This is a genomic window from Streptomyces sp. NPDC059037, assembly GCF_042740015.1.
In the GTDB taxonomy this organism is placed as follows: domain Bacteria; phylum Actinomycetota; class Actinomycetes; order Streptomycetales; family Streptomycetaceae; genus Streptomyces.
In genome coordinates, this window is sequence record NZ_JBHYIG010000070.1 from 15,303 (window position 1) to 17,629 (window position 2,327).

Below are 2,327 nucleotides of genomic sequence, written 5' to 3' on the forward strand. Positions count from 1 at the left end.
CAGCAGTCGCCCGCACCGCTGGTGTTTCACTCCCCCGAGGCGGATGACACGCGCGCCATCACCCGCCGCAGCCCCTCGGTCAGCTGCTCGGCGTCGGTCGCCGACGCCTCGTCGAAGAGCCACTGCACCATCAGGCCGTTGAGCAGCGTCGTATAGAAGCGCCCCTCGGTCTCCACGACGTCATCGGACAGGTCGGCCTCCTCGACCCCGGTGAACATCGCGGCGAGCCCGCGCCGCCCCTCCACCTGAGCCTTGGCCAGCAGATCGCGAATGCCCGCGAGCCGCTCCCCCTGTGTGATGACCTCCAGGCTGAGCATCCAGATCGCCCGCGACTCGGGGATCGAGCGGATGACGTTCGCCCATGTCTCGCGGAACCCGTCGAGGCCGCCGCTCTTCGCTGCGCGCGCCGCGCCGACCGCGCCTTCGAAGCCCTCCCCCATCGGCTCGACGAGCGCGACGTACGCCTCGACGAGGAGCGCGTCCTTCGAGCCGTAGTGGTAGCCGATGGACGCCAGATTCGTCCCGGACTCCTTCACGATGTCGCGCGCCGTCGTCCGCGCGAACCCCTTGTCGAGCAGGCAGCGCTTGGCGCCTTCGAGCAGATCTTCACGGTGTCCCATACGGGCAGCCTACCGCCGATCCATACGTACGTCCCAGACCAGCGTTTTACACATCCGTACTAGACAACCGTTTAAGACGTCCGTACAGTCCTGCCCATGACGAACTCGACGCACGAACAAGCGCCTTCACGGATACCGGCCCGAGCCGGCCGCAAGGAGTGGACCGCGCTCGCCGTCCTGATGCTGCCGCTGCTCCTGGTCTCGATGGACGTCTCGGTCCTGTACTTCGCGGTTCCGGCGATCAGCGCGGACCTCGATCCGAGCGGCACCCAGCAGCTGTGGATCTTCGACATCTACGCGTTCGTGCTCGCCGGCCTGCTGATGACGATGGGCTCGCTCGGCGACCGCATCGGCCGCCGCAAGCTGCTGCTGTTCGGCGCCGCGGCCTTCGGCGCGGCCTCGCTCACCGCCGCCTACGCGAACAGCGCCGAACTCCTGATCGCGGCCCGCGCGGTCCTCGGCATCGGCGGCGCGACCCTGATGCCGTCCACGATGGCGCTCGTCCGCACGATGTTCCGCGACGCCGGGCAGCGCGCGAAGGCCATCGGCATCTGGTCCGGGGTGATGGTCGCCGGCATCGCGCTCGGCTCGGTGATGAGCGGGGTCCTCGTCGAGCACTTCTGGTGGGGCTCGATCTTCCTGGTCAACCTGCCCGCGATGGTCCTGCTCCTGCTCCTCGCGCCGGTCCTCATCCCGGAGTCCAGGGACCCGAACCCGGGCCGCTTCGACCTGCTGAGCGTCCCGCTGTCCCTGGCCGCCGTGCTGCCGGTCGTCTACGGCCTCAAGGAGATAGCCGCCGAGGGACTCCAGACCGCGTACGTCGTCTCCCTCGCCGTGGGGCTCGGCTTCGCCGCCCTGTTCGTCCACCGCCAGCGCACCACGGCGTCCCCGCTGATCTCCCCCGAGCTGTTCCGGGGCCGCGGCTTCGCCCCCGCGGTCCTCCTCAACCTCGTCTCATCGCTGGCGATGATGGGGTCGGCCTACTTCACCACGCAGTATCTGCAGTCGGTCCTCGGCAAGAGCGCCATGGAGGCCGCGCTGTGGGCGCTGCTGCCCTCGGTCCTCATCGGCTTCGCGGCGCCGGTGGCCACGGCGCTCGTGCAGCGCGGGATGAACCGCGCGCACGTCGTCGCCACCGGCTTCGTCGTCTCGGCCTGCGGCTACGGCCTGCTGACCCTGACCGGCACCGACGCACTGTGGACCGTCCTCGCGGCGGCCGCGCTCCTCGCCTGCGGCGCGGTGGTCATCGGCTCACAGCTCACCGACCTGGCCCTGAGCTCGGTCCCCACGGAGAAGGCGGGCTCGGCGTCCTCGCTCCTGGAGACCGGGCAGGAGTTCGGCGGCGCGCTCGGCATGGCGCTGCTCGGCTCGATCGGCAACGCGGTCTACCGCGCCGACATCCCGGCCGGCGCTCCGGCCGAGGCCCAAGAGACGCTGGGCGGCGCACTGTCCGTGGCACGGGAACTGCCGGGCGAGACGGCTTCCGGCCTGATCACGGCGGCCCGGGAGGCATTCACGAGCGGCATGCACGTCGCCGCGCTCGCGGGGGCGGGGATTCTCCTGGCGGCAGCGGTGCTTGCGGCGCTGACGCTACGCCGGGTGACCGCGCCGGAGCCGGAGAAGGTCTTGGTCTGAGACCGCAAGACAAACGCCCGGGGCGCGGGGATGTTTTAGAGCCCGACCGCGGGGTGTCGGGAAACACGCGCA

The 2,327-nt window shown here is 70.4% G+C and carries 2 protein-coding genes; one reads left to right on the plus strand and one right to left on the minus strand.

The features are described from left to right. Positions 1-26: 26 nt before the first annotated feature. Positions 27-620, minus strand: a complete 594-nt coding sequence (locus ACFWY6_RS17005; RefSeq protein ID WP_384690525.1) for a TetR/AcrR family transcriptional regulator — start codon at positions 618-620, stop codon at positions 27-29. A 96-nt stretch (positions 621-716) separates the two neighbouring features. Between ACFWY6_RS17005 and ACFWY6_RS17010 the strand changes: the two genes are divergently transcribed. Beyond that, the gene (locus ACFWY6_RS17010) at positions 717-2,255 is read left to right on the plus strand and encodes an MFS transporter (protein ID WP_384690528.1); all 1,539 of its coding nucleotides are present in this window, start codon (positions 717-719) and stop codon (positions 2,253-2,255) included. The last annotated feature ends 72 nt before the right edge of the window (positions 2,256-2,327 follow it).

What these genes read in the sequence shown, in the direction of transcription:
- ACFWY6_RS17005 (WP_384690525.1), bottom strand. Translation starts at nt 620, where the DNA reads ATGGGACACCGTGAAGATCTGCTCGAAGGCGCCAAGCGCTGCCTGCTC.
- ACFWY6_RS17010 (WP_384690528.1), top strand. Translation starts at nt 717, where the DNA reads ATGACGAACTCGACGCACGAACAAGCGCCTTCACGGATACCGGCCCGA.